Raw genomic sequence first — 12,370 nt, 5'->3', positions numbered from 1 at the left:
GTGAGGTGGCGCCGGCTGACGGGCGCCCCGGGGTTCAGCGGGCGGCGCGCGCCTCGCGCGGCAGCCACTCGAAGGCCTCGGCGCTGGGCTTGTCGCCCGGCTTGTACTCCAGGCCGACCCAGCCGTCGTAACCGGCCTTCGTCAGCTGGTCGAGGAGGTCCTCCAGCGGCAGGGAGCCGGTGCCGGGGGCGCCGCGGCCCGGGTTGTCGGCGATCTGCACGTGGCCGGTCTTGGCCGCGTACTGTTCGATGACCGACGGCAGGTCCTCGCCGTTCATGGACAGGTGGTACAGGTCCATGAGGAACTTGGCGTTGCCGAGGCCGGTCGCCTCGTTCAGCTTGTCGACGATCTCGATCGCCTTGGGTGCGCTCACGATCGGGCACTTCGGCGACTCGGGCTGGTTGAGGGCCTCGATCAGGATCGTCCCGCCGACCCGGCCGACGGCCTGGGCCGCCAGGACGAGGTTCTCCAGGGCGAGCGCGTCCTGCTCGGCCGGGTCCACGCCGTCGACGCGGTTGCCGTACAGGGCGTTGAACGTGGTGCAGCCCAGGGACTGGGCGAAGGCGATGGCCACGTCGATGTTGGCGCGGAACCTCTCCGACTCCTCGCCGGGCACCGACAGGGCGCCGCGGTCCGGGCCGGGCAGCTGCCCGGCGTAGAAGTTCAGGCCCGTGAGCTGTACGCCCGCTTCCTCGATCGCCTTCTTCAGGGCGTCGAGCTCGGACTGCTCGGGGGTGGGGGTCTCGATCCAGGGCCACCACAGCTCGACCGCGGTGAAGCCGGCCGCGGCGGCGGCCGCGGGACGCTCCAGGAGCGGGAGTTCCGTGAAGAGGATCGACAGGTTGACGTTGAAGCGCTGGTCTGCGAATCCCATCGGGGGCCGCGCTCCCTTCCGTTAGTCGAGTTTCCGTAATACGGAAGTTCGTTTCTGCGTAATGGAAGATTGCCGTCGTGTGTCGCCCCTTGTCAAGAGGGGCCCGGTCAGCGGACAGCGGGGGGCGGCGCGAGGGGCGCTGTGCGGGCCCGGTCAGGCGTTCGGCGGAGGCTGCCCGAAAACGCGTGCCGGGCGTTAGGTTGTGCGCGTGCGATTGAGAGTGGAGTTCACGACCGAGCCCTTCGATCTCGACGAGGCGCCGCCGCATGCCGTGGTCGCCCGCGAGGTCGTCGAGGCGGCCGAGCTGGACGCCGTGGACGTCGGCCCGTTCGGCAACACGGCGGAGGGCGGTGCGGACGCCGTGCTCACCGCGGTCGACGCGCTGCTGCGCAAGTCGCTCGCGGCCGGCGCCACCCGCATCTCGCTGCAGGTCAACGTGATCGACGGGATCGGGGAGGACGAGTGAGCGGTACCGGGGACGAGCCGTTCATCGCGGCCGTGAAGCCGCTGGTCGATGCGATCGGCGGCGAGATGATGCCGCCGGACGAGGCCCGTCCCGACGACGTCGTGCTCGCCTGGGAGGGCACGGACGTCGTCGCCGTACGGCTGCCGCAGCTGGCCGACTCCCTCGACCACATCCTGGCCGCGATGGAGCGCCGCAAGGGCATGCCGCTCGCGGACCTGGACCGCAAGGCCAAACAGGAGATCGTCCGCATACTGGAGGGCCGCGGCGCCTTCTCGGTCCGCCACGGCGTGGAAACGGTCGCCGGCGCGCTGGGCGTCAGCCGCTTCACGGTCTACAACTACCTGAACCGCCAGAAGGGCGCGTAGGGCTCCGCCGGCAGCCCGGTGCCCGGCCCCGCCGGGCGCGGTCACATCCTCGGCGCCCCGCACCCCCGATCCCACCGGAGGCGGCCGATCCCGCGCCCGGCGGACCCGGCCCCCTGCCTCCCGCGACGCCGCCGGCCGCGGGCGGCTCCCCCCTCGGGCGCCCCTCGCGCCGGCCCCGCCGACTCTGCCGGACCCGGGTGATCCCGGCGAGGTGCCCGCACTGACCGCTCGGCCTCCCTGCGGCCCCACCCCCCGCGGCCCCACCCCCCCGCACACCCCCCGCCAACCCACCTCCACCCCCACCCACCCCGCACACCCCCGCCGACCCACCTGCACCACCCCCTCCCCTCCCCCCCCCCCGCGGAGCCGTTCGTCAACGGCTCGTATTTGTTACCCCGAATTTTCAACAAACTGTTGACGTCATGTTTCAGAGGGCGTTAGCTATCCGCAGCCCGTTCAGCACAAGGCCACGGAGGCACCCGTGACTTCGACTTCCACGCCGCCGGGCCTGGCCCGCTTCAACGCATCGGAGGACGACGCGGCCCGCGCCGCGCTCCTCGAGGCGTGCAGCTCGACGGCATGGGCGCGGCGGCTGCTGGCCGCCCGCCCCTACGCCGACCTCGAGGATCTCTACGCAGCCAGCGACGCCGCCATGGCGGAGCTGACCGCGCAGGACCTCCAGGAGGCCATGGCCGGGCACCCGCCGATCGGCCGCCCCAAGCCGGGGGATCCCACCTCCGCTCGGGAACAGCGCGGCATGGCCGGCGCAACCGAGGAGCTCAGGGCGGAGATGCTCGAACTGAACCTGGCGTACCAGGAGAAGTTCGGCCATGTCTTCCTGATCTGCGCCACCGGCAGGACCGGTGAGCAGATGCGGGATGCCGTCAAGGAGCGGATCGGTAACTCGCCGGAGCAGGAGCGGGAGATCGTCCGCACCGAGCTGGGCAAGATCAACCGCATCCGACTGGCACGACTCGTCGAAGAGGACTGACAGCAGCCATGAGCACCAGCACCACCGCCTCGGTGTCCACGCACATCCTGGACACCTCCGTCGGCCGGCCCGCCGAGGCCGTCGCCGTCCACCTCTCGGCCCGCTCCGGGCTCGACGCGGACTGGCAGGCACTCGGCGGTTCGGCCACCGACGCGGACGGGCGGTGCAAGGACCTCCCGGCCCTGCCGGAGGGGACCACCCACGTACGGCTCGACTTCGACACCGAGACGTACTTCGCCAAGAAACAAGCCGCGGCCCAGCAGGACGCCCCCGCGCTCCGGGACAGCGAGAACAGCAGGCCGGTGTTCTTCCCCGAGGTCTCCATCGCCTTCGCGGTGGTGCCCGGTGAGCACTACCACGTTCCGCTGCTGCTCAACCCGTTCGGCTACTCCGTTTACCGAGGGAGCTGACCGACACCATGACCCGTTTCGTCCTGGGACAGAACCAGTACGGCAAGGCAGAGAACCGCGTTGTCAAGATCACGCGTGATGGCGACACGCACCACATCAAGGACCTGAACGTCTCCGTCGCCCTGTCCGGCGACATGGAGGAGGTCCACCGCAGCGGTTCGAACGCGAACGTCCTGCCCACCGACACCACCAAGAACACGGTGTACGCCTTCGCCAAGGAGCACGGGATCGAGAGCGCCGAGGACTTCGGCGTCAAGCTCGCCCGCCACTTCGTGGACAACACCGGCTCCATCAGCCGGGCCCGTATCCGCGTCGAGGAGTACGGCTGGGAGCGGATCGAGACCTCGCAGTCCGGCGCCCGCTTCGTCGGCTCCGACGAGATCGCGCACTCCTTCGTCCGCAAGGGCCAGGAGACCCGCGTCGCGGAGATCACCTACGACGGCCACGGCATCCAGGTGCTCTCCGGGTTCAAGGACCTGACCGTCCTGAACACGACGAACTCCGAGTTCTGGGGCTACCTGAAGGACAAGTACACCACCCTCAAGGAGGACTACGACCGTATCCTCGCCACCACCGTCTCCACCTGGTGGCGGCACAACTGGGACGGCGTCGACTCGCACGCCCCCGACTGGGACCGCTCGTACAACGGGGTGCGCAAGCACGCGCTGCAGGCGTTCGCCGAGACCTACTCGTACTCGCTCCAGCAGACCCTCTTCGAGATGGGCGTGCGGGTGCTGAACTCCCGCGACGAGGTCGACGAGATCCGCTTCTCGATGCCCAACAAGCACCACTTCCGCTCGGACCTGTCGCCCTTCGGGATCGACAACGAGGCCAAGGACGGCGCTGTGTACTACGCCGCCGACCGCCCCTACGGCCTGATCGAGGCCACCATCCTGCGCGACGGCGCCGAGCAGCTCATCCCGGTCGACATGACCAACCTCTGACGCGGGACGCGTGTCCCCGGCCCCGGCCGCCGGGGCCGGGGACACGCCACACCGGAGGGAACACAATGGCACAGCCTGCAATGGAGCCGGTGAAGGGCTCCTGTTCCACCCCGCCGGTGCACACCGAGGACGCCGTCACGTCCGTGCACCCGGTGGACGAGAAGCTCCACCTCTCGCGGCTCGTCCCCGCCGCGCTCCAGCACATCGCCGCCATGTACGCAGGCGTTGTCACTCCTCCGCTCATCATCGGTCAGGCCTGCGGGCTCGACATCGCGGGCCGCACCAGGCTGATCGCCGCCTCCCTGCTCATCGCGGGCGTCGCGACCATTCTCCAGACCATCGGCGTCAAGGGCTTCGTCGGCAACCGGCTGCCCTTCGTCAACGCCGCCTCCTCCGCCGGCATCGCGCCGATCCTCGCGATCGCCGAGACCAACGACAAGGGCCACCAACTCCCCGCGATCTACGGCGCGGTGATGGTCGCCGGTGTCTTCTGCCTGGCCGTCGGCCCCTTCTTCGGTCGGCTGCTGCGCTTCTTCCCGCCGCTGGTCACCGGCGTCGTCATCACGCTCATCGGCGTCACCCTGATGCCCGTGCCCGTCAGCTGGGCGCAGGGCGGCGACAAGACCGCAGCCGACTTCGGCGCCATGAAGCACCTCGCGCTCGCCGGCTTCACCCTCGCGGTGATCCTGCTCATCCAGCGCTTCGGGAAGGGCTTCGTCAAGCAGGTCGCCCTGCTGTTCGGACTGCTCATCGGCACCCTGGCCGCCATCCCGTTCGGCATGGCCGACTTCAGCGCCTTCAAGTCGGCGCCGCTGGCCGCGCTGCCCACGCCGTTCGCCTTCGGCGCGCCCGAGTTCCAGCCCGCGGCGATCCTGTCGCTGTGCATCGTGATGCTGGTGCTGATGACCGAGTCGTCCGCCGGCATGCTGGCCCTCGGCGAGATCTGCGACCGCCGCGCCAACGCCCGGACGATCACCCGGGGCCTGCGCACCGACGGCATCGCCACCCTGATCGGGCCCATCTTCGGCGGCTTCCCCACCTCGGCCTTCGCACAGAACGTCGGCGTCGTCTCACTGACCCGCGTGCGCAGCCGCTACGTCGTCGCCGTCGCCGGCGCGACCCTGCTCGTCCTCGGCGCCTTCCCGGTCCTCGGCGCGGTCGTCTCCCTGGTCCCCATGCCGGTCCTCGGCGGCGCGGGCATCGTCCTGTTCGGCTCGATCGCCGTCAGCGGCATCCGCACCCTGTCGGAAGCGGGCCTGGACGACAGCTCCAACATCATCCTGGTGGCCGTGGCGCTCGGCGCGGGCATCATCCCGCTGGCCGCCCCCACCTTCTACGCCGACTTCCCCGCCTGGGCGCAGACCGTGCTCGGCTCCGGCATCAGCGCCGGCGCGCTCGTCGCGGTCCTGCTCAACTTGTTCTTCCACCATCTCGGCACCCGGAGCGGCCAGCCGGCCCCGGCACTCAAATCCTCCTAGGGTCCTGCCGTGCCCTCCCCGTGGACACCGCCGCGTCCACGGGCCGCCACTGAAAGACAAGGAAGCACGATGGCACCATCGGCAGCCCAGCGCCTCGTCATCGAGAACTGTGCGATCGCCACCGTGGACGCGGACGACACCGAGTACGCGTCGGGGCACCTCGTCCTCGCCGGGAACAGGATCGAGTCGGTCGGCGCCGGGAAGGCCCCCGAGGGCCTGGAGAACGTGGTGCGCCGGATCGACGCGAGCGGTCATCTGGCCACGCCCGGTCTGGTCAACACCCACCATCACTTCTACCAGTGGATCACCCGGGGCCTGGCCACCGACCACAACCTGTTCGACTGGCTGGTCGCGCTGTACCCGACGTGGGCGCGCGTCGACGAGGAGATGTGCTACTCGGCCGCGCAGGGATCGCTCGCCATGATGGCCCGCGGCGGTGTCACCACCGCGATGGACCACCACTACGTGTTCCCGCAACGGTCCGGCGACCTGTCCGGCGCGATCATCAAGGCCGCCGCCGAGATGGGCGTGCGGTTCACGCTGGCCCGCGGCTCGATGGACCGCAGCGTCAAGGACGGCGGGCTGCCGCCGGACTTCGCGGTGGAGACGCTGGAGGATGCGCTCGCGGCGACCGAGGACACCGTCACCAAGCACCACGACGCCTCCTTCGACGCGATGACCCAGGTGGCCGTCGCGCCCTGCTCGCCGTTCTCCGTCTCCACCGAACTCATGCGCGAGGGCGCCCGGTTGGCCCGCCGGCTCGGCGTGCGGCTGCACACCCACGGCTCGGAGACCGTGGAGGAGGAGAAGTTCTGCCACGAGCTGTTCGGCATGGGCCCGACCGACTACTTCGAGTCGACGGGCTGGCTCGGTGAGGACGTGTGGATGGCGCACTGCGTCCACATGAGCGACTCCGACATCGCCGCGTTCGCCCGTACGAAGACCGGCGTCGCCCACTGCCCGTCGTCCAACGCCCGTCTCGCGGCCGGCATCGCCCGCGTCCCCGACATGCTCGCCTCGGGCGTCCCGGTCGGCCTCGGCGTCGACGGCACCGCCTCCAACGAGTCCGGCGAACTCCACACCGAGCTGCGCAACGCCCTGCTGATCAACCGCCTCGGCGCGCACCGCGAGGCCGCGCTGAACGCCCGCCAGGCGCTGCGCCTCGGCACCCACGGCGGCGCGCGGGTGCTCGGCCGGGCCGACCAGATCGGCTCGCTGGAGGCGGGCAAGCTGGCCGACGTGGTGCTGTGGCGGATGGACACGCTCGCCCACGCCTCCATCGCCGACCCGGTGACCGCGCTGGTCTTCGGCGCGGCCGCCCCGGTCACCGCGTCCTTCGTGAACGGCCGGCAGATCGTCGAGGACGGGCGCCTGCTCACCGTCGACGAGGACGCCGTCGCCCGCTCCACCCGCGAGGAGGCTCAGCGCCTCGCCCGGATCAGCTCACTGGGCTGATCCCCACCAGACTCCGGCAGGGAGGGACGGCTCCCGGCCGGACCCGTGGATCCGAGCGGGATCCACGGCAGCCGTCTCCGGGGCGCGCGTGAACGCGCGCCCCGGAACGGTCTCACCGCTCACCCGCGCCGCCCCCCGTCACGGTCCCGCACGACCCTCGCACCACCTCCATGAAATCCACGTCGCCTCACGACGTGTTAGCCGCCCGGAGGAGCAGCTGTGGCCGCCCACCCCGTAGACGAAAAACTCCCCGCCCTGAAAATGGCGACCAGTGGCCTTCAGCATGTGGCCGCCATGTACGCCGGAGTTGTCGCACCACCCCTGATCGTCGGTGCGGCCGTAGGCCTGTCCGGCACCGACCTGACGTTCCTCACCGGCGCCTGCCTGTTCACCGCGGGCCTCGCCACGTTCCTGCAGACCCTCGGCATCTGGAAGATCGGCGCCCGGCTGCCGTTCGTCAACGGCGTCACCTTCGCCGGTGTCGCCCCGATGACCGCGGTGGCCGCCTCCACCCACGACAAGTCCGATGCCCTGCCGATCATCTTCGGCGCGGTCATCGTCGCCGGTCTGCTCGGTTTCCTCGCGGCTCCCCTCTTCAGCAAGGCGCTCCGCTTCTTCCCGCCGGTCGTCACCGGCTCCGTGATCACCCTGATCGGCGTGTCCCTGCTCCCGGTCGCCTTCGGCTGGGCCCAGGGCCCCAACCCCAAGGCGCACGACTACGGTTCGGGGACCTACCTGACCCTGGCCGGCATCACCCTGCTGATCGTGCTGCTGCTGCGCCGCTTCACCACGGGGTTCGTCAAGCAGATCGCCGTGCTGCTCGGCCTGATAGCCGGCACGCTCATCGCGATACCCTTCGGCGTCACGGACTTCAGCCCCGTCGGTGACGCCGCCGTCGTGGGCTTCCCCACCCCGTTCCACTTCGGCGCCCCGCAGTTCCAGCTCGCGGCGATCCTCTCCCTGTGCGTGGTGATGGTGGTCTCGATGACCGAGTCGACCGCCGACATGCTGGCGCTCGGTGAGATCGTCGAGCGTCCCGCAGACGAGAAGACCATCGCGGCCGGCCTGCGGGCCGACACCCTCGGCTCGGCGATCAGCCCGCTGTTCAACGGCTTCATGTGCAGCGCCTTCGCGCAGAACATCGGCCTGGTCGCGATGACGAAGATCCGCAGCCGGTACGTCGTCGCCACCGGCGGCGGCTTCCTGGTCCTGATGGGCCTGTGCCCGATGGCCGCCTCGCTGATCGCGGTCGTGCCCCGCCCGGTCCTCGGTGGCGCCGGCGTGGTGCTGTTCGGCTCGGTCGCGGCGAGCGGCATCCAGACCCTGGTGCGGGCCGGCCTCGACCGGGACAACAACGTCCTGATCGTCGCCGTCTCCCTCGCCGTCGGCATCATCCCGATCACCGCGCCGGACTTCTACCACTCCTTCCCGGAGACCGCGAAGATCGTCCTGGACTCGGGCATCTCGACGGGCTGCGTCACGGCCGTGGTGCTCAACATGCTCTTCAACCACCTCGGCAAGGGCCGCGAGGCCCAGGACGTCACCCACCCCATGGAGGCGGGGGAGGAGATCGCCGCTGCGCACTGAGACCCACGGTGACGCCTTGACGGGCCGGGGGAGACGGAACGACCACCGTCACCCCCGGCCTTTTCCCATGGGCGCCGCCCGCCGTCGTCCGCGGTCCTCGACGCGCAGCGGTCACAGCCCGAACAGGCTGGGATCGGCGGAGAGTTCCTTGAAGTGGTCCTGCGGGTTCGCCACCAGGCGGCGGGCCTTCAGGTCGAGCAGTCCGCCGACCGCCGTGATCTCGGCGGCGACCGTGCCGTCCGTCTTGCGGATCGTCTGCTGTATGCGGAAGGTCTTGCCGTCGCCCCACTCGAAGGCGCACGTCACATCGACCTCGTCCCCGGCGAGCAGTTCCCGCCGGTAGCGGATCGTGGTCTCCAGGGAGACCGGACCGACCCCGGTGGCGACCAGCCCGGCCTGGGTGATGCCGGCCGCCTGCAGCAGCGACCAGCGCGCGTGTTCCGCGTAGTTGAGGTACACGCTCTGGTTCAGGTGCCCCTGTACGTCGGTCTCGTATCCGCGGACGGTGATTTGGACGGAGAACGGCTCGCTCATCACTTCCCCTTCGCGTTCCTTGCACTGCCCACCGATCTTGGCACGCCCCGCACAGCGGACGCCTGGACTCCTCACACCCGGCGCGGGGAGGCGAGCAGATACCGGGCCCGGGTGCGGGGCTCGGTGTACTCGCCGGCCTGCCAGCCCGCCCGCTCCAGAGCGGCGGCGCAGCCGCGCAGGGCGTCCGGGTCGTCCGCGTGCACGGCGACGGCCTCCGGCTGCGGGGTCGTCCGCACCCGGTACCCGTCCTGCCCGCCCCCGGCGGGCCGTTGCCCCGCCGCCTCCAGGGCGAGCGCCGCGGCCTGCACCAGATGCGTACGCTCCCAGCCGCACGGGCGGTCCACGGCGCCGTCCGGATGGGTCATCCGGCGCAGCTCCAGCAGCCCCTGCCAGGCGCTGTGCACCTCACGCACCCGGGCGGGGCCGGTGTCCGGCGGCTCCTGCTCGCCGCCCGGCCGCGCGGCGAACACCCCGCCGACGGGCTGCGCGGGAGCCGGCTCGGGCGGCGCGGCCTCCGGCGTCTGCCGTATCCGGTGCCCGGCCGGGGTCAGGAAGTGCTCGTGGGGCGGGCGCGGGTGCCGGAACGCCAGCCCGTGTCCGACCAGCGTCGCGAGCTGTGCCGGAGTGCCGCGCAGCCGTCCGGTGACGGGGTCGGCGGCGTCGATGACCCGCCGCTGGGCGGCGGTGGGCGGTCGGGTCACGGCGTGCTCCTTCCTGCGCGGGTCCCGCTGCCGGGATCTCATCCGCTTCGCAGGCTACGCCGGGGGTCTGACATTCCAGCCGGCGATCACCGGCCGCCCGTGCTCGGTGCCCAGCCGGCCCAGCGCACCGGTGGACAGCTGGAACAGCGCCCCGTGCTGCGGCGGCAGCCCCAGCCGCCGGGCGGTCAGCACCCGCAGAAAGTGGCCGTGGGCGATGAGCAGGACGATTCCCTCGGTGTTGTTGAGGGCGGCGTCCACCTTGCCGAGCATCCGGTCGGCCCGCTCCCCGACCTGCTCCGGGCTCTCCCCCGGGTGCTCCGGCGGCCCGGGCGCGACCCCGTCCGTGAACAGGAACCACCCCGGCCGTTCCCGCCGGATCTGCACGGTGGTGACGCCCTCGTACCCGCCGTAGTCCCACTCGCGCAGATCGGCGTCCACGCGCGCGTCGCGCACCCCGATCAGCTCGGCCGTCTCGCGGGCCCGCTGCAGGGGGCTGACGAACGCGGCCCCGATCCGGTGCGAGCGGATCAGCGGCACCAGCCGCCGCGCCTCCTCACGCCCGTGCTCGGTCAGCGGCACGTCCGTCAACCCGGTGTGCCGGCCGGACCGCGACCATTCGGTCTCCCCGTGCCGGACCAGAAAGAGATCACCCACACCTCACAGGCTACGGGCCCACTCCTCCAGCCGCGCGAAGTCGGACTCCCGCAGTCCCCTGCGCGCGTCGATCGTGAGCAGCAGGGCGGGGCCGCCGTGGTGCTCGGCGACGTGCCGCACGTCGAGGTCGGTGACCATGTCGTCCACCCATACGAACGGCCGCCCCGCTGCCCACGCGAGCACGTGCCGTGTCTTCCAGCACAGCCCCTCCGGGTCCTGCGCGAACGGCTTCGGGAACTCGATCACCGGCAGATCGCCCGGCAGCCCGATCACCGGCCCGATCATCCGGTTGGCCTCGTGCATCCAGGTGGTCGCCCATACCAGTTCGTACGGCAGCGCCAGCAGCCGCGCCCCGTGCCCGGGATGCAGCCGCACCCGCAGTCCCCGCCGCAGCCGCCACGACTCCGGCTTCTGCCGCGCCGACCAGTTCGCCGGCCGCAGCCGGCAGGTGACGTACCCGCGATGCCGCAGCACCCGGGCACGGAAGGGGTTCAGCGGTCCGTCGACGTCGAGGAGCAGCAGCGGCTGGCCGGTCATGGTGAGGGCATACCCGTGCGCGGCGGCCGATCCACCCCCACGAGGCCGGTTCCACTATGAGGCCGGAACCTCCCCGAGGCGGATCCCACCCCGAGGCGGATCCCACCCCGAGGCGGATCCCACCGCGACGCCGCTACTGCCGGTACCCGCTCAGGAACCGTCCGATCCGGCCGATCGCCGCCTCCAGGTCCTCGGCGTGCGGCAGGGTCAGGATGCGGAAGTGGTCGGGAGCGGGCCAGTTGAAGCCGGTGCCCTGGACGACCTGGATCTTCTCGCGCAGCAACAGGTCGAGGACGAACTTCTCGTCGTCGTGGATCTTGTGGACCTTGGGGTCCAGACGCGGGAAGGCGTACAGGGCGCCCTTGGGCTTCACGCACGACACGCCCGGAATCTCGTTCAGCCTCTCCCACGCCACGTCCCGCTGCTCCCGCAGCCGGCCGCCGGGCGCGGTCAGCTCGCGGATGGACTGCCGGCCGCCGAGCGCGGCCTGGATGGCGTACTGGGCGGGCACGTTGGCGCACAGGCGCATGGAGGCCAGCATGGTCAGGCCCTCCAGGTAGTCCTTCGCGTGCTGCTTCGGGCCGGTGACCACGACCCAGCCGGAGCGGAAGCCGGCCACGCGGTACGTCTTGGACAGGCCGCAGAAGGTGAGGACGACCAGGTCGGGGGCGAGCGCGGCGGCCGAGTGGTGCACGGCGTCGTCGTACAGGATCTGGTCGTAGATCTCGTCGGCGAAGACCATCAGGCCGTGCCGGCGCGCCAGGTCGAGGACGCCCTCGACGATCTCCTTCGGGTAGACCGCGCCGGTGGGGTTGTTGGGGTTGATGAGGACGACCGCCTTGGTGCGGCCGGTGATCTTCGACTCCATGTCGGCGAGGTCCGGGTACCACTCGGCCTGCTCGTCGCACAGGTAGTGCACCGCCTTGCCGCCCGCGAGGGTCGTCACGGCGGTCCACAGTGGGAAGTCCGGGGCGGGGATGAGGATTTCGTCGCCGTCCTCCACCAGCGCCTGCACGGCCATCGAGACCAGTTCGCTGACGCCGTTGCCGAGGAACACGTCGTCGACGTCGACCTGGAGGCCGAGGGTCTGGTAGCGCTGGGCGACCGCGCGGCGGGCGGAGAGGACGCCGCGCGAGTCGGTGTAGCCGTGCGCCTGCGGCAGCATCCGGATCATGTCCTGGAGGATCTCCTCCGGCGCCTCGAAGCCGAAGACGGCCGGGTTGCCGGTGTTCAGCCGCAGCACGCTGTGCCCGGCCTCCTCGAGCGCGTTGGCGTGCTCGATCACCGGGCCGCGGATCTCGTAACAGACCTCGCTGAGCTTGTTCGACTGCCGGAACTCCATGGGCCCCTCCGGAAACTCGTGGTGCTTGGTTT

Annotated in this window: 14 protein-coding genes; 8 read left to right on the top strand and 6 right to left on the bottom strand. The window is 71.1% G+C overall.

The annotated features are described in order from the left end of the window. Positions 1-34: 34 nt before the first annotated feature. A complete protein-coding gene (locus AC0B9F_RS08850; RefSeq protein ID WP_472000114.1) occupies positions 35-874 on the bottom strand; it encodes a TIM barrel protein in 840 nt (279 codons plus the stop codon). Positions 875-1,082: 208 nt separating this feature from the next. On the opposite strand from AC0B9F_RS08850, the gene AC0B9F_RS08845 reads away from it, so the two are divergent. The 8 genes from AC0B9F_RS08845 to AC0B9F_RS08810 all read left to right on the top strand — a co-directional run bounded on the left by AC0B9F_RS08845 (position 1,083) and on the right by AC0B9F_RS08810 (position 8,570). After that, the gene (locus tag AC0B9F_RS08845) at positions 1,083-1,340 is read left to right on the top strand and encodes a YkoF family thiamine-binding protein (RefSeq protein WP_472000112.1); all 258 of its coding nucleotides are present in this window, start codon (positions 1,083-1,085) and stop codon (positions 1,338-1,340) included. Then, positions 1,337-1,705, top strand: a complete 369-nt coding sequence (locus AC0B9F_RS08840) for a helix-turn-helix domain-containing protein (RefSeq protein ID WP_472000108.1) — start codon at positions 1,337-1,339, stop codon at positions 1,703-1,705. The genes AC0B9F_RS08845 and AC0B9F_RS08840 overlap by 4 nt, the downstream gene beginning before the upstream one ends. 481 nt (positions 1,706-2,186) lie before the next feature. Further along, positions 2,187-2,696, top strand: a complete 510-nt coding sequence (gene uraD, locus AC0B9F_RS08835; RefSeq protein ID WP_472000106.1) for a 2-oxo-4-hydroxy-4-carboxy-5-ureidoimidazoline decarboxylase — start codon at positions 2,187-2,189, stop codon at positions 2,694-2,696. Between the two features lie 8 nt (positions 2,697-2,704). Beyond that, positions 2,705-3,106 carry a hydroxyisourate hydrolase gene (uraH, locus tag AC0B9F_RS08830; protein WP_472000104.1) on the top strand — a complete coding sequence of 134 codons (402 nt, stop codon included), beginning with the start codon at positions 2,705-2,707 and terminating at the stop codon, positions 3,104-3,106. Between the two features lie 8 nt (positions 3,107-3,114). After that, complete coding sequence (gene pucL / locus AC0B9F_RS08825) at positions 3,115-4,050, top strand: factor-independent urate hydroxylase (RefSeq protein ID WP_472000101.1); 936 nt, start codon at positions 3,115-3,117, stop codon at positions 4,048-4,050. Positions 4,051-4,115: 65 nt separating this feature from the next. Continuing rightward, positions 4,116-5,528 (top strand): nucleobase:cation symporter-2 family protein, encoded by a 1,413-nt coding sequence (locus AC0B9F_RS08820; RefSeq protein ID WP_472000099.1) that lies wholly within the window; start codon positions 4,116-4,118, stop codon positions 5,526-5,528. A 69-nt stretch (positions 5,529-5,597) separates the two neighbouring features. Continuing rightward, positions 5,598-6,983, top strand: coding sequence for an 8-oxoguanine deaminase (locus AC0B9F_RS08815; RefSeq protein ID WP_472000096.1), 1,386 nt, complete (start codon positions 5,598-5,600; stop codon positions 6,981-6,983). Positions 6,984-7,202: 219 nt separating this feature from the next. Further along, entirely contained in the window at positions 7,203-8,570 is a 1,368-nt protein-coding gene (locus tag AC0B9F_RS08810; RefSeq protein ID WP_472000094.1) for a nucleobase:cation symporter-2 family protein, read from the top strand. A 111-nt stretch (positions 8,571-8,681) separates the two neighbouring features. Here the strand turns inward: AC0B9F_RS08810 and AC0B9F_RS08805 are convergent, their stop codons facing one another. The 5 genes from AC0B9F_RS08805 to AC0B9F_RS08785 all read right to left on the bottom strand — a co-directional run bounded on the left by AC0B9F_RS08805 (position 8,682) and on the right by AC0B9F_RS08785 (position 12,338). Next, entirely contained in the window at positions 8,682-9,104 is a 423-nt protein-coding gene (locus tag AC0B9F_RS08805; protein ID WP_472000092.1) for an acyl-CoA thioesterase, read from the bottom strand. A gap of 71 nt (positions 9,105-9,175) precedes the next feature. After that, on the bottom strand, positions 9,176-9,805 hold the full coding sequence (locus AC0B9F_RS08800) for a hypothetical protein (RefSeq protein ID WP_472000089.1): 630 nt from the start codon (positions 9,803-9,805) through the stop codon (positions 9,176-9,178). Positions 9,806-9,859: 54 nt separating this feature from the next. Next, a complete protein-coding gene (locus tag AC0B9F_RS08795; RefSeq protein ID WP_472000086.1) occupies positions 9,860-10,459 on the bottom strand; it encodes a histidine phosphatase family protein in 600 nt (199 codons plus the stop codon). Positions 10,460-10,462: 3 nt separating this feature from the next. Then, positions 10,463-10,996 (bottom strand): HAD domain-containing protein, encoded by a 534-nt coding sequence (locus tag AC0B9F_RS08790; RefSeq protein WP_472000084.1) that lies wholly within the window; start codon positions 10,994-10,996, stop codon positions 10,463-10,465. A 133-nt stretch (positions 10,997-11,129) separates the two neighbouring features. Then, positions 11,130-12,338: a pyridoxal phosphate-dependent aminotransferase gene (locus AC0B9F_RS08785; RefSeq protein ID WP_472000082.1), complete on the bottom strand. Its 1,209-nt coding sequence runs from the start codon at positions 12,336-12,338 to the stop codon at positions 11,130-11,132. Positions 12,339-12,370: the final 32 nt, after the last annotated feature.

This window comes from Streptomyces sp. NPDC097129 (assembly GCF_055668065.1).
The sequence above is the reverse complement of the archived record's forward strand: the minus strand, read 5'-3'. Positions and strand labels throughout refer to the sequence as shown.

What these genes read in the sequence shown, in the direction of transcription:
- AC0B9F_RS08850 (WP_472000114.1), bottom strand. Translation starts at nt 874, where the DNA reads ATGGGATTCGCAGACCAGCGCTTCAACGTCAACCTGTCGATCCTCTTC.
- uraH (WP_472000104.1), top strand. Translation starts at nt 2,705, where the DNA reads ATGAGCACCAGCACCACCGCCTCGGTGTCCACGCACATCCTGGACACC.
- pucL (WP_472000101.1), top strand. Translation starts at nt 3,115, where the DNA reads ATGACCCGTTTCGTCCTGGGACAGAACCAGTACGGCAAGGCAGAGAAC.
- AC0B9F_RS08820 (WP_472000099.1), top strand. Translation starts at nt 4,116, where the DNA reads ATGGCACAGCCTGCAATGGAGCCGGTGAAGGGCTCCTGTTCCACCCCG.
- AC0B9F_RS08815 (WP_472000096.1), top strand. Translation starts at nt 5,598, where the DNA reads ATGGCACCATCGGCAGCCCAGCGCCTCGTCATCGAGAACTGTGCGATC.
- AC0B9F_RS08805 (WP_472000092.1), bottom strand. Translation starts at nt 9,104, where the DNA reads ATGAGCGAGCCGTTCTCCGTCCAAATCACCGTCCGCGGATACGAGACC.
- AC0B9F_RS08790 (WP_472000084.1), bottom strand. Translation starts at nt 10,996, where the DNA reads ATGACCGGCCAGCCGCTGCTGCTCCTCGACGTCGACGGACCGCTGAAC.
- AC0B9F_RS08785 (WP_472000082.1), bottom strand. Translation starts at nt 12,338, where the DNA reads ATGGAGTTCCGGCAGTCGAACAAGCTCAGCGAGGTCTGTTACGAGATC.